Annotated in this window: 10 protein-coding genes; 7 read left to right on the plus strand and 3 right to left on the minus strand. The window is 61.1% G+C overall.

Translation table 11 applies throughout. The features are described from left to right. Nucleotides 1-744: 744 nt before the first annotated feature. Nucleotides 745-1,383: a LysE family translocator gene (locus tag WG899_RS21470; RefSeq protein ID WP_339597706.1), complete on the plus strand. Its 639-nt coding sequence runs from the start codon at nucleotides 745-747 to the stop codon at nucleotides 1,381-1,383. Nucleotides 1,384-1,757: 374 nt separating this feature from the next. On the opposite strand, the gene asd is transcribed toward WG899_RS21470, so the two are convergent. Beyond that, nucleotides 1,758-2,633 carry an archaetidylserine decarboxylase gene (gene asd / locus WG899_RS21475; RefSeq protein ID WP_339597707.1) on the minus strand — a complete coding sequence of 292 codons (876 nt, stop codon included), beginning with the start codon at nucleotides 2,631-2,633 and terminating at the stop codon, nucleotides 1,758-1,760. Between the two features lie 53 nt (nucleotides 2,634-2,686). Here asd and WG899_RS21480 point away from each other — a divergent pair, with 53 nt between their 5' ends. Beyond that, the gene (locus WG899_RS21480) at nucleotides 2,687-4,354 is read left to right on the plus strand and encodes an aminotransferase class III-fold pyridoxal phosphate-dependent enzyme (RefSeq protein ID WP_339597708.1); all 1,668 of its coding nucleotides are present in this window, start codon (nucleotides 2,687-2,689) and stop codon (nucleotides 4,352-4,354) included. A 99-nt stretch (nucleotides 4,355-4,453) separates the two neighbouring features. On the opposite strand, the gene WG899_RS21485 is transcribed toward WG899_RS21480, so the two are convergent. Continuing rightward, nucleotides 4,454-5,095, minus strand: a complete 642-nt coding sequence (locus tag WG899_RS21485; protein ID WP_339597709.1) for a hypothetical protein — start codon at nucleotides 5,093-5,095, stop codon at nucleotides 4,454-4,456. Between the two features lie 263 nt (nucleotides 5,096-5,358). On the opposite strand from WG899_RS21485, the gene WG899_RS21490 reads away from it, so the two are divergent. Both WG899_RS21490 and WG899_RS21495 read left to right on the plus strand, forming a co-directional pair. Continuing rightward, the gene (locus tag WG899_RS21490) at nucleotides 5,359-6,600 is read left to right on the plus strand and encodes a glycosyltransferase family 4 protein (RefSeq protein ID WP_339597710.1); all 1,242 of its coding nucleotides are present in this window, start codon (nucleotides 5,359-5,361) and stop codon (nucleotides 6,598-6,600) included. A gap of 512 nt (nucleotides 6,601-7,112) precedes the next feature. Beyond that, a complete protein-coding gene (locus WG899_RS21495; protein ID WP_339597711.1) occupies nucleotides 7,113-9,074 on the plus strand; it encodes an ATP-dependent nuclease in 1,962 nt (653 codons plus the stop codon). Nucleotides 9,075-9,314: 240 nt separating this feature from the next. Here WG899_RS21495 and lplT read toward each other — a convergent pair whose 3' ends face one another. Continuing rightward, a complete protein-coding gene (lplT, locus tag WG899_RS21500; RefSeq protein WP_339597712.1) occupies nucleotides 9,315-10,625 on the minus strand; it encodes a lysophospholipid transporter LplT in 1,311 nt (436 codons plus the stop codon). Between the two features lie 112 nt (nucleotides 10,626-10,737). Between lplT and WG899_RS21505 the strand changes: the two genes are divergently transcribed. Genes WG899_RS21505 through WG899_RS21515 form a run of 3 tightly spaced genes read left to right on the plus strand, consistent with a single transcriptional unit; the run spans nucleotide 10,738 to nucleotide 12,739 of the window. Beyond that, nucleotides 10,738-11,199, plus strand: coding sequence for a YeeE/YedE family protein (locus tag WG899_RS21505; protein WP_339597713.1), 462 nt, complete (start codon nucleotides 10,738-10,740; stop codon nucleotides 11,197-11,199). A gap of 1 nt (nucleotide 11,200) precedes the next feature. Continuing rightward, on the plus strand, nucleotides 11,201-11,617 hold the full coding sequence (locus WG899_RS21510; protein ID WP_339597714.1) for a DUF6691 family protein: 417 nt from the start codon (nucleotides 11,201-11,203) through the stop codon (nucleotides 11,615-11,617). A gap of 33 nt (nucleotides 11,618-11,650) precedes the next feature. Then, nucleotides 11,651-12,739, plus strand: a complete 1,089-nt coding sequence (locus tag WG899_RS21515; RefSeq protein ID WP_339597716.1) for a rhodanese-like domain-containing protein — start codon at nucleotides 11,651-11,653, stop codon at nucleotides 12,737-12,739. Nucleotides 12,740-13,235: the final 496 nt, after the last annotated feature.

Genomic DNA, 13,235 nt, shown 5'->3' on the forward strand with positions numbered 1-13,235 from the left:
CAACAGGATGCCTGAAAATGCCCTGATGGTCACTCCCAGGGACCTGAGTGTTTCCACCGTAGACGGTGAAACACTGGACGCATTTCTCATCGCAACGCCAGGAGTTCTCGCTGGCACAACAGGTAGTTCGGTAGGATTTTCTGGATTCGTCGCGAATATTGGCCTGAGGCTGGTAATCCCGGTATATCGACTCGCTATGTTGTTTGCACGTGAAACCATTGGATTGCGCGCGATTGATCTCGTTGGCCTGTTACGTCTTTTGCACGCCAGCACACTGCGTGACGCAGATTCTTCCCCGTATCGTCTCTGGTGGGGAGGGGGCTTAGAGTGACGGTGGCCGGGCTGTACTTGAATCCGGTCATCTACGATGGAAGCACCGGTTGCCAGCAGGGGGCTGAAGCGCCCAATCAAGAACTTGACGAGGAGTGGGTCAAGCCAGTCGCTGATACAAGCCGCGGCGATTGCGGTTGTTTACGACGTTAGGCACAAAGAACTTCTAATCGACGCGCTGCAAGGCCGCAAGAATGCGTGCCCTTTGTTTGTGACTTGAATTGCCGAGAACACAAGACCCCGACGAACATCGGCTGACAAATCTTCGGGCGGTAGCCCTGGGGAAGACTTGGCGCGACGGCGGGCTATTGAGATTGAGGCGGTCTGTCCGGGCGCTTTTTTGTGGTGAGCGGGGCGAGTGACAATGGCGCGCTTCGGGTTGCCCCGATCTGAATCATCAAACGCCGCCCCATCATGCTGACGCTCGACACCGCCTTGACCTTTTTCACCCTGGCCTTGCTGCTGGGCTACACCCCTGGCCCGGACAATGTCTTCGTGCTGATGCAGTCCGCCATGCAGGGTCGCCGCGCTGGCTTTTATGTGGTGCTGGGCTTGTGCACCGGTTTGTTGGTGCACTCGGCGGCGATTGCCTTGGGCTTGGCGGCGGTGTTTGCCGCCTCGGCTTTGGCCTTCACCGTGCTCAAGCTGTTGGGCGCGGCCTATTTGGCTTATCTGGCCTATCAGGTCTTGCGCGCGCCGGTTGGGCCCTTGGCCGAGCAGGCTCAGCTGCGTTTGAGTCCCCTGAAGATGTACAGCCGCGGTGTGGTGATGAACCTGACCAACCCCAAGGTGGTGTTTTTCTTCTTGGCTTTGCTGCCGCAGTTTGTGGACGATGCCGCCACCGCCCAAAAAGGCCCGGTGGCCTGGCAGATCGCCCAACTGGGGCTGATTTTCATCGTCGCCACGCTGATCTCTTTTGGCTCCATCACCTACTTTGCCGGCGCGCTCAGCCAGGTGCTCAAGCGCTCCACCCGCGCCCAACGCGGCTTAAATTGGTTGGCGGGCACGGTCTTCATTGGACTGGCGCTGCGTTTGGCCTTGGCTGAGCGCTGAAATTTAGGGCTTGGCGGCGTACTGGCTCGCTCAGGTGACCCGGCCCGCCGCCGTGCTCATGGTGCCCGGGTCGGCTCTGCGAGCCGACTGCCCTCGGTGCTCACTGCGCGGGTCAGCGGCGGCAAACTCGCTACGTTCGTTGGAGCTCACTGCGCTCAAACAAGTGCCGCCAAGTCAGAAGTTGAAGCGCGCTGCGCGCGCCTGCCCCGCTTCGCTGCGCTCTCGGCCGGGCACAAATCGCCCGTCGTCGGGCCAGGCCACCTTCGGGATGGGCTTGCGCTACTGTTGAAACGCCAAACGTTCGGGTTGCTGTGCCTACCGAACAAGCCCCAATCATCGGCAAGGTCAGCGGAGCAACCGAACACCAAGCGCACTCACGCCTGAGTATTTGCCCGCTGCAGCAGCGCCTGCCCCATGCGAATCTGCGTGCCGGTGCTGATGCCGGGGCAGAGTTCAAAGCCCTTGGGCACGAAGACGATGATGGTGGAACCATGCTGGAACCAGCCCATCTCTTCACCCTTTTTGAAGCTGGCCTGGCAGGGCAGTTCATTGGCGCCTTGGTAGTCCACATGCAGCAAGAGGTCGAGGAAGTGCAGGCGCAGGCTGGCCACCAAGATGGCGGCCACCGGCACGATGGCAATCGGCTCGCCGCTTTTGAGCCGGGTGCGCAGCACCGCCCGTTCATTGCGGCAGAACAGGCGCTCGACGCGCTTCAAGGCGATGGGGTTGACGTTCCAGGTGTCGCCGGCGATATGGGTCACATGCTCGACCGTGCAGTCCTGCGGCGCATGGAAGCGGTGGTACATGGCCGAGGTCAGGCGCAGGGTGATGAACATACCGTCTTGAAAGGCGGAGGTGTCTTGCGTCGGCCCGAACAGGTCTTGCATCGAATAGGGGAAGCCTTTGGCCTGAAAGACTTGGCGGCCTTCCACCCGACCGCAGGCGCCGACGATGGCGTCGCAAGGGCTGCTGAGCACGTCCTCGCGCATGTCCACCTTGCGCGCGCCCGGCAGCAACTCGCGGGTGAAGCAGTCGTGCAGGCTGTCGAAGCGTTGTTTCTTGGCGTCGCTCAGGTCCAGGTCGGTGAAACAGCGCCAGACGGCGATGGACATCTTGGCCAGCAGCGGGCTGCGAATCTGGCTGAACTTGCCCATCAAACGGGTTAGCGCAATGCGCGGAATGCGGTTGGTGAGCAGGAAATTGAGATCCTCCTGTTGGAGCATCTTTCGCACAGAGATTGTCATATTCATGAGGCTGTCAAGCAGCGCTGTTTAGATAAGGGACTGGACTTCTTGCCCATCCCATGGAACATCAAACTTTTGCACTTTCCGCATTGGCCCTGGCCGCACTGGCCTGGACCTTGCCGCGCGCCAAGCGCCGCCTTGAGCTGTCGCGCGCCAAGCACCGCTCGCTGGCCGGGCACTCGCGCATGGCCAAGCGCCTGGCCGGCTGGATTCCGGGCTACGCCTACGACGAGGCGCGTTTCTTCAATTCGGACGGCGCGCCCGAGGACGTCGTCAGCCGCCGCCGCGTCGGCTTCAAGCGCTTGGCGGAGTCCTTGGCGCAAAGCAGCCCCAAGAGCATCGCCATGTCGGCCCAGGCCCGCGAGGCCATCTCCGACCTGCAGTTCACCGGCAGCTACCGTGTGCCCTTCCAGTTCAGCCCCTATCTGCGCCAGCACCTGAAGACCGGCAGCTTTTTGCAAAGCTCCTCCGGCGTGCAGGTGGTCGATCTGGACGGCAACGCCTACTACGACCTGACCGGCAGCTACGGCGTCAACGTCTTCGGCTACGACTTCTACCGCGAGTGTGTGGACGAAGGCATTGCGCTGACCCATCAGCTCGGCCCGGTGCTGGGCGCTTACCACCCCTGCGTGGCCGAGAACGTGCAGCGCCTGAAGGCCATCTCTGGCCAGGACGAGGTGTCCTTTCATATGTCCGGCACCGAGGCGGTGATGCAGGCAGTGCGCCTGTCGCGTTATCACACCCGGCGCAAGAACCTGGTGCGCTTTTGCGGCGCGTACCACGGCTGGTGGGAGGATGTGCAGCCCGGCATCGGCAACCCCTTGCCGCCGCGCGAAACCTACACCTTGCAAGACATGGACGAGCGCAGCCTGAAGGTGTTGCGCACCCGCAAGGACGTGGCCTGCGTCTTGATCAACCCGCTGCAAGCGCTGCACCCGAACGCCGGCGCGCCGGGCGACTCGCAGCTGCTGGACAGCAGCCGCCGTGCGGGCTATGACCGCGCGGCTTACACCGCCTGGTTGAAGAAGCTGCGCCAGGTCTGCACCGAGAACGGCATTGTGCTGATCTTTGACGAGGTCTTCTTGGGCTTCCGCCTGGCACCCGGTGGCGCGCAAGAGTACTTCGGCGTGCGGGCGGATATGGTCACTTACGGCAAGACCCTGGGCGGCGGCCTGCCGGTCGGCGTGGTCTGCGGCAAGGCCGCGCTGATGAAGCGCTTCCGCGAAGAGCGCCCGGCCGACATCTGCTTCGCCCGCGGCACCTTCAACGCCCACCCCTATGTGATGGGCGCCATGAAGGTGTTCTTGGACCGTCTGCAAACGCCGGCCATTCAGGCCATCTACGCCGGCCTGGACGATCGCTGGAACTCGCGCGCCGCGCGCTTCAATGCGGCGCTGAAGGATGGCGGCGTGCCGGTGCAAGTGGCGCAGATGCAATCGATCTGGACGGTGTTCTACACCCAGCCCTCGCGCTACAACTGGATGCTGCAGTTCTATTTGCGTGAGCAAGGCTTGGCACTCAGTTGGGTGGGCACGGGCCGGCTGATCTTCAGCTTGAACTACAGCGACGCGGATTTCGATGAGGTCACGCATCGCTTCGTGAAGGCGGCACAAAAGATGAAGTCTGAAGGCTGGTGGGATGCGGATGCTGCCCTGAGCAACAAGGCCATCAAGCGCGGTCTGCTCAAGGAGATGTGGCAAGCCTTCAAGTCGGGCGGCAAGGCTTGATGGCTGGAGTTATGCGCGAGCGCTGAAAACACATTCAAAAAGAGGGCTTCGCAAGAAGCCCTCTTTTCTTTTTGTTCGTGGGTTTCAGCGATCTAGGCTTTAGCGCTTCTTCGCTTGCACCTCGTGCACCACATGCTCCATCGGGTCGATCAGCTCGCCGCGCAGCAGGTAGAGCGGGGCCTTGTGATACAGCATGATGTCGTGGAAGGGGTCGGTCAGGATCTTGGTCATCCAGGCCACGCCGGTCATCAGGTCTTGCTGAATCCACAGCTGCAGCACGCGGAAGATCAGGCCGGCGGCGCCCAGAGCCAACCAGGCCATGCCGACGTCATGCACAAAGCCATTGAAGTCGGTGGCGGGCTGAATCAAGCCGAAGGCCGAAGGCTGGAACCACAGCAGCGCCGGGATGGCCACCCAGATCGCCAGCAGCACGATCTTGCGCTGGATGTTGTAGCCGATCTTGATTTCTTCCTTGTGCTCGTCGGTGGCTTGGTTGACATGGTCATAGCCGCGCGGCTCGAAGAAGAAGTGGCCGGCCTGGCGGCTGGTCATCGACACGCACCAAGCCAAGATGGCGGCCATGGCCGGGTCAAAGTACAGCATGCCGTAGGCGATCACAAAACAGATCGCGCTCAGCAGGTGCAGGCTTTGGTTGATGCGGCTGTGGTGGTAGTAGCGGTGGTCGTCCCAGCGCTGCTCTTTCAGAGTGGCAGCGAGAGTGGGCAGGAAGGGTTTGTTCACACGCGTCCTCGAAAGAAAGAAACAATGAAAAGGGCAAACCAAAAAGACTGCCCGCCAGGCCGAAAGCAGTGAGTCGCAAACACATGGGCTTGCCCGCCGCTTTGGCTTCGGTGGCGCGATGGTGACGGCCCTGCATGAAAATTCCGTGACGATGGCGGCGCATCAGTGCTTTGAAAAGCGCCGGGCTGCGGGCATCAGGCATTGGCTGCAATTAAATAGTCCGCTGTCATCGAACTGTTATGCGTGCTGGGCACCATGCAGGCATGAAGCACGACACACCGGATGGCATCCTCGTTGACAACTACCCGGCGGCGCATCGCTCCCTGCGCATTGCCTTCGTCACCGAGACCTACCCGCCGGAGGTGAACGGCGTGGCCATGACCATCGCCCGCATCGTTGAAGGCCTGCATGCGCGTAACCATGATGTTCAGCTGATCCGGCCGCGTCAAGACGCCAACGACTCAGCCGAAACCGCGGTGCGTTTTCATGAAGTGCTGATGCGCGGCCTGCCAATTCCGCGCTACCCGAATCTGCGCATGGGCGTGCCGTCCAAGAAGGCGCTGGTGCAGCTCTGGTCGGTGCACCGGCCTGATGTGGTGCACATCGCCACCGAGGGCGCCCTGGGCTGGTCGGCCCTGCAAGCGGCCACGCATCTGAAGCTGCCGGTCTGCTCCGACTTCCGCACCAATTTCCACGCCTACAGCCGGCACTACGGCATTGGTTGGCTCTACAAGCCCATCATGGCCTATCTGCGCAAGTTCCATAACCGCACCCAGAACACCATGGTGCCCACCGAAGCCCTGCGGCGCGATCTGGAGGCCGGCGGCTTCAAGAACCTGACCGTGGTTTCGCGCGGCGTGGACACCAAGCAGTTCACCCCTTTGCGTCGCAGCCAGGCGCTGCGCGAGCAATGGGGCGTGGCGCCGGATGATTTGGTGGTGCTTTACGTGGGCCGGATCGCGCCCGAAAAGAATCTGCCGGCGCTCATCGCCGCCTTTGAGGCCATCAGCCAAAACGATGCACGCGCCAAGCTGGTGGTGGTGGGCAGCGGCCCGCAGCAAGCCGAGTTGCAACAGCGCCTGCCGCAGGCCATTTTTGCCGGCCAGCGCAAGGGCGAAGACCTGGCCGCGCATTACGCCAGCGGCGATTTGTTCTTGTTCCCCAGCCTGACCGAAACCTTTGGCAACGTCACCACCGAGGCCATGGCCAGCGGTTTAGCTGTGCTGGCTTTCAATTACGCAGCGGCCGCGCAACTGATTCGCAGCGGCGAGAACGGCGTGCTCGCACCGATGGACGACACCGCCGCCTTTGTGCAAGCCGCTGCCAGTTTGGCGGCTGATTTTCAGGGCCGCCGGCGCATGGGCGAAGCCGCTTGCCAAACCGCCAGCGCGCTCGATTGGAGCAGCATCGTCGCTCGCTTCGAAGGCGTGCTCGACTCGGTGATCCACCGCGCCGAAGTGCCGTACCGGTCGCCGATTGTGGGGGTGAGGCAGGGGGCGGTTTGAGGGGGTGATCGCCTAGACCTCATGCGTTTGAGGTCAGTGCGTACGGTCTTTTGTTGAGGTCGGGCCTTTTCTCCCGCACCGTGCCGGGTATTCGCCCCGGCGGGCGACCCACTTTCTTGTGCGCACAAGAAAGTGGGCAAAGAAGGCGCCCCTGCCGCATGGTCCTACGGGTCCGCTCAGATACTCAAATTTGCCGGGCCGCGCCCAACTCACTTCGCTACGCTGCGTTCAAACAAGGGGCGCGAAGTCAGTGCTTGAAGTCGCTGTGCGACGCCCGGCAAATTCTCCGCTCCTCGCCCATGCAGAAGGGGAACCCCAAAGAACACGGCTCGCTGCGCGTCGCCTCGATGGATGCTGCGCTGCGCGCAAGCACCTAGCACTTTGATGATTTTAGGGTCAGGTCTTGCCCATAGATTAAAGACCTGACCCCGATCCAGACGTTGGGCGGGAAGCCGTCACTGAAAACGCTCTCCAGCTAGTTTCTGCGTTAGAAACGATGCCAAAATCACTTGATGAACAGCCAAAAAGCGCAACAGAATGAGGATAGTCTTGCAGGTTTCTTTGATGAGGATGATGCTGCTTCAGGCCTTGGGCGGGCCGAGGACCGCAGTGCAACTGTTGCCGCCGAAGGTGTACCCATCTCAGGTGCTCAGGCATACGCAGAAACTGGTACTTCGAATTCGCCCCCTTCGATAATTGAAATTGCAGACACTCGATCTCCTCGCGCGCGCCGTTGGAGTCCACTGGAATCAATAACGGTCACGCAATTTAAGGCGGTTAAGAAGGCAAGCATTCCCCTTGACAGCGTCACCATTCTCGTTGGCCCGAATGGTTGTGGAAAGTCGTCCGTGCTCCAAGCGATTCACTGGGCTGCGCGAGCTGCCAGTTACGTGTTGCCCAAGAATACAAAGGAGATGATTTCCTTTGAGCGACTCGATTACGTTCCTTCGAGTGAGCCACTCACAACGCTTCACAATGGTGAACTCAAATCAGACGCAGGTTCGCTCCCGGTAGAAGTCGTGTTTGCACATCGCCCGACCGGAGAGGAATCTAGTCAAGCAACAGTCCGCATTCGCGCTGCGCGAAATCGGGGTGGGATTACGGCTTATATGGATGGAGGCGGCGCGGTCACGCCATATAAGCAGCGATTTCAGTTCATCACCGCCTATATCCCTGGCCTTGCTGGTCTGTCTGAGAGGGAGTCCATCCTTGCTCAGCCGACTCTGCGCCGGCAGGCCGCTAGCGGTGATGCAGGGGGCGTTTTGCGCAACATCCTCCTAAACCTACGCAGCCGCAGGCAAGGAGAGGTGGATGATAGGCAAGGGATTGAGAGACTTGCGAAGCTCAACAATCTCATAAATCAAGTTCATCCGGGGGTCCAAGTTAATGTTGCCTTCGATGAACGCGAGGACTATCACATCTCGGCCACACTTAGGACTAACGACCTAACAGATTACAGCCGGCCTCTTGAAACCGCCGCCACTGGCGTGTTGCAGGTCGTTCAAATCTTCGCGTACCTAATTCTGTTCGAGCCGAAGGTAATGCTGATCGACGAGCCCGACGCACATCTTCACCCAAACAAGCAAGAGCGCCTCATAGAGGCCCTCGAACGAGCTGCACCTGAATACAACACTCAAGTAATCCTTACAACTCATAGCCCCCATATCGTTCGAGCCGCGAGTCCTGCTGCCAAGCTTGTTTGGATGAAGAGCGGGGTCATTGAGACAGAAGACGATGAGGTGATTCGACGACTGCTCGGTTGGGGTGGGCTCGACAAAGTCGCGCTCTTCTTCGTTGAGGATGAGGACGACAAACCACTTCGCGCTATCCTCCGCCAGTGGCCGGAGCTATCTCGGCAGGTCGCAGTATGTAGATGCTTCGGTATAGACAATTTGCCGCGTGACAAGTTTTTAAAAGGTCTATTGTTAGACGGAAAGCTAAAAAATCGCGCACTGCTGCACCGTGACGGTGATTTCATGACACCTGAAGAAGCCGCAAAGTGGACTGCAGGTTTTCAGACGCCAGGGGTGTTTCCGTGGGTCACAACCGACTCGGACATCGAGGCCTACTTCTGTCAAGCCACCTATCTGGCGGCGCTCTATGGCGTTTCGGTTGAGGTCGCCGAAGAATGGCGACAGGAGGCGGCGAAAAAGGTAACCAAGGCTCGCGACACCTTTCTTGAAAAAAGGAAGAACGTCGTTCGAAGTGTGTGGCCGAACGGCGGATCACCGGATGCCGAAGCAATGTGGCAAGCAGCAAGCGGGCCTTCGCCAAGTACGGTAAAAGGCAAGAAGTTACTTGCCGCGCTGAAAACAGTAGTTAAGTCTGGAAGATATGACGAGGCACTACTAAATTCGTTTGCAATCCCAAAAGACTACACTGTCGCGCCCGAGCTCAAAGCTCTGATCGAAACAGCGATTGCGTCACACAATGACTTTGAGAGCAGCTGCTTGGTCTGGAGTCACTCAAAGTAAGGTTCAGCAGCATTCTGTTGAAAACCTCCGTGAACCTTGCGGATACAGCATATCGGCCGAAAATCAGTGCCCCTCGCAAGCGTTCCTTAAGAGTTGCGCGGCCTTTTTCAAAGGAAAAACTACTATGCAGGTCTTCGCGCTTGATCTCGAAGTTTCGCTTCGGGCACGAAGCGGTCTTCCACCTGCAGTCAACTCGCTGAATTTTTCTTTTGGTGCCCGCCGGGTGTTTAGTCCTTCATTTCAGTGTTTCGTGGCCCCAAGTGACCTCTGTAACTCTGATGCCTTAGCAGGCATTGACTGGGTTGAATTGATGCCCTTACGCGCACGCCGCGCCTCCCTCCCCATCAAAAATCCCATCGCCAAAGCAATCGCCAGCCCAAAGCCCCACATCAAGGCCACGATGGGCACGTCCAGGGCGAGCAGGGCGGCGTAGCCGGCGAGCATCAAAAGCACGCTGGCGTTTTCATTGAAGCCTTGTACGGCGATGGAGCGGCCAGCGCTCAGCAAGGTGTAGCCGCGGTGTTGCAGCAAGGCGTTCAGCGGCACGACCATCAGCCCGCCGACTGCGCCCACCAAGACCAACAGCGGGATGGCCCAAACGAGGCTCTGAGTGCTGGCAATCGCGGGGATGAACAAGCCCAATAGCACCCCAAAGACCAACATGCGCTTGGCCGCGTGCAGCGGCACCCAGCGGCCGGCGGCAGCGGCGCCGGCGATCACGCCCACCGCCACGGCGGCTTGCAGATAGGCGGATTGCGAGAGCGGCAGTTGCAAGGCATCGGCCGCCCAGCGCAGCACCGCCAGTTGCAGCGTGGCGCCCACGCCCCAGAACAAGGTGGTGACGGCCAGCGAGAGGCCGCCGTCGGCATCGGCCCAGAGTTTGCGGTTGGCGCGCCAGAAGTCGCGGCTCAAGGCCACGGGATGAATGCCGCTGGCCGGGTAGCGGGCGCCGCTATTGGGCACGCCCAGATTGAGCAGGCCAGCCAAGGCGTAGACGGTCATCAAAATCATGATGGACACGCCCAAGCCGCTGGCGCTGAACCAACCCATGTGGCTCAAGGCCGTTCGCAACTCGGCATAGGCGCCTTGGCTCAGCAGCCAGGGGCTGACCAGCAAGCCGCCCAGCACCGTGCCGAAGAGAGCAGCGCAGACCACCGAGACTTCTAACCAGCCATTTGCGCGCACCAGGCGATCGGGCCCAACCAGCTCGGTCACCAGGCCGTATTTGGCTGGCGCATAGGCGGCGGCCCCAAAGCCGACCAAGGCGAAGGCCGCAAAGGGGTGCACACCCCAGGCCAGGCCGCCCACAGCGAGCAGCTTCACGCCGTTCATCCAGGCCATCAGCCGCGCTTTGGGGAAGGCATCGGCCAGCGGCCCGACAAAAGGCGCCAGCAGCACATAAGACACGGTGAAGCCGAACTTCAGCATCGGCGCCCACCAGCCCGGCAGGTTCAGCTCTTGCAGGCGGGCGATGATGACGATGAGCAGGGCGTTGTCAGCGAGTGCGGAGGCAAACTGGGCCGCGATCAAGAGGTGAAAACCGGTGGGCATGGCGGCAGATGCCTCTTTTTGTAGGTGTCGAAGTCAAAAGCGTGACAGGCCGGGATGAAATGCCAGTGACAAGCCGGGAGTGCTTGCCGCGTCCTCGCCTAAGATTTGCGCCATGAACATCGACTGGATTCACTTCACGCCTTGGCAGGCGCTGGGCGGCGGGCTATTGATTGGCCTGGCCAGTGCGCTCTATTTGCTGGGTAATGGCCGCATTGCGGGCATCATCGGCATCGTGTCCGAGCCCTTGCTGGCGCTGCTCAAGCCCAGGACTGCGGGAACTGGCTCGCAGACGGTGCGCTTGTTTTTCATTGCAGGCTTGGTGTTGGCACCGTGGCTGTGGCGCTGCTTCGCGCCCTGGCCGGCGGCGCAAGTGGATGTGGGGCCGCTTGGCTTGGTGCTGGCCGGCGTTTTGGTGGGCTTTGGTGCGCGCCTGGGCAATGGCTGTACCAGCGGGCATGGCGTTTGCGGGCTGAGTCGGCTGTCTTTGCGTTCGCTGGTGAATGTGATGATCTTTATGGCGGCCGGTTTCGGCACCGTTTATCTGATGCGTCATGTCTTGACGCTGGGGGCTTGAGATGCGCGCAGTGTTGGCATTGCTCAGTGGTTTGATTTTTGGTCTTGGGCTGATGCTCGGCGGCATGAGCAATCCGGCCAAGGTCAAAGCCTTTCTCGACCTGGCCGGCGCTTGGGACCCCAGCCTGGCCCTGGTAATGGGCGGCGCAGTGGGCGTGGGTCTGCTGGCCTTTGCTTATGCCAAGCGTCAGAGCCGGGCCTGGAGCGGGGACGCGATGGAGATCCCCAACAACAAGCGCATCGATGCGCGTCTGGCGGTGGGCGGTTTGCTGTTTGGTGTCGGCTGGGGCATTGCCGGTTTTTGCCCGGGCCCGGCCTTGGTGGCTTTGGGGCAGGGCATGGAGGCGGCGTGGATTTTTGTGCCCGCCATGCTTTTGGGGATTTGGCTGCACGACCGCTGTTTCGCAGCGCGCGGCTGATCGTTTGACTGATTCTTGGAGGCGCTTGCCATGTTGATCTTTCGTCAGTTGTTTGACCCCACGTCATCGACCTACACCTATTTGCTGGGTGATTCGAATAGCGCCGAGGCGGTGATCATCGACCCGGTGTTTGAGCATGAGCGCCGCGATCTGGCCCTGCTGCGCGAGCTGGGCCTACGTTTGGTCGCCACGCTCGACACCCATGTACATGCCGACCATGTCACCGGCGCTTGGTTGCTGAAGCAGCGCTGTGGCAGCCAGATCATGCTGGCCGCCGCCTCGGGCGCCGCCCATGCAGACCGCTTGCTGCAGCATGGTGATCGGGTCAGCTTCGGCTCGCGTTACTTAGAGGTGCGCGCCACCCCCGGCCACACCAATGGCTGCCTGACCTATGTGCTCGATGATTTGAGCCGCGCTTTCACCGGCGACAGTCTTTTGATCCGTGGCTGTGGCCGCACCGACTTCCAGCAGGGCAGCCCGGCCATGCTGTATCAATCGGTCAAGACACAAATCCTCAGCCTGCCGGCAGCTTGCCTGCTCTACCCCGGCCATGACTACCGGGGTCTGACGGTCACCAGCGTCGCCGAGGAGTTGCGCTTCAACCCGCGCCTGGGCGGCGACGTCAATGAGGCCGACTTTGCTGGCTATATGAACCATCTGGGCCTGCCGCACCCCAAGCTGATGGACAAGGCCGTGCCTGCCAACCTGGTCTGCGGTCGGCCAGAGTCAAATGGCGCGGCGCTGGACGAAGGCGAATGGGCGCCGCTGACGCTGGCCTTCAGCGGTATCTGGGAGATCCAAGCCAATGCCCTGGCGGAGTTGCGTGCGGGGGAGGGCGCGGCTGGGAAGCTGCAGCTCTTGGATGTGCGCGAGCCGGCGGAGTTCACCGACGCGCTGGGTCATATCGAGGGCGCGCAGCTCTTGCCCTTGTCTCAACTCGCGGCTCGGGTCTCGGAGCTGGACCCACAGCGTCCGCTGGTGGCCGTGTGCCGCTCCGGCGCCCGCTCGGCGCAAGCCACGGTGCTGCTGCAAAAAGCCGGCTTCAAGCAAGTGGCCAACTTGAATGGCGGCATGCTGCGCTGGCGGGCAGAAGGCCTGCCGGTGGTGGGCGGTAGCGAATAAGTGGATCTGGCCCCTTTCTTCGGGGCTGTGAGCCGTTCTTGATTTTTGGCTGCAGCGCTCCGGTGGCCCAGCCCGCCGCCGTGCTCATGGTGCCCGGGTCGGCTCTGGCGAGCCGACTGCCCTCGATGCTCACTGCGCGGGCCAGCGGTGGCCAACTCACTTCGTTCACTTCGCTCACTTCGTTCACTTCGCTCACTGCGTTCAGACAGGGGCCACCAAGCATGATGTTGAAGCGCGCTGGGCGCGCCTGACCCGCTCCGCTGCGCTCTCGGCCGGGCACAAATCGCCCGTCGGCGGGCCGGGCCACCTTCGAGTTTGGTTTTCGCCACCGAGGCAAGGCACCTCGCTCGCTATGCAAGCGCACTGCAGCTCGGGTAGCTGTCGGGCGATTTGTGAGGGGCTGAGCAGCGCAGTAGCTTGGGGCTGCGCGCGGTGCGCGCTTCAAGATCTGACTTGGCGCAGCATGTTTGAACGAAACGAGCGCAGCGAGTGCAGT

Origin of the sequence: Paucibacter hankyongi (assembly GCF_037482915.1) — a bacterium.
Taxonomy (GTDB): domain Bacteria; phylum Pseudomonadota; class Gammaproteobacteria; order Burkholderiales; family Burkholderiaceae_C; genus Paucibacter_A; species Paucibacter_A hankyongi.